Genomic DNA, 371 nt, shown 5'->3' with positions numbered 1-371 from the left:
ACACCTTGCCGGCGTTCAGGAGCGCAGCGCCGCGGGTGGCCTTGTTGGCCAGGATGATCAGCGTGGGTTCGCCGGAGCGCAGCACCTGGGCGACGTGCTCGATGCGCGCGGCGCTCGGAGCCTTGCGTCGAACTTCAGGGTTAGGCGGCAGGACGCGGGAACCGGAGACCGTTTGCCAGGAGGTGTCCCCCGGCAGGATCAGCGTGGCGATCTGGCCCGGATGCTGACTCGCAGCGGCCACGGCCTGCGCCGTGTCCCAGCCGATCGCATCGGCCGAGTCGGCGCGCCGCACCCAGTGGCTCAGCGGACGCGCCAGGCCTTCGATGTCGGAGGTCAGCGGCGGGTCGTACTTGAGGTGCGAGACCGAGTGC

At 70.6% G+C, this 371-nt stretch carries 1 pseudogene; it reads right to left on the bottom strand.

Annotated elements, in window-relative coordinates:
* Nucleotides 1-371 (bottom strand): annotated as a pseudogene (locus B0W88_RS32350) (hypothetical protein); the annotation flags it as partial.

The sequence above is a fragment of the Pelomonas sp. KK5 genome (assembly GCF_001984095.1).
In the GTDB taxonomy this organism is placed as follows: Bacteria; Pseudomonadota; Gammaproteobacteria; order Burkholderiales; family Burkholderiaceae_C; genus KK5.
Note: the sequence above shows the minus strand (reverse complement) of the source record. Positions and strands in the feature narration are given on the sequence as shown.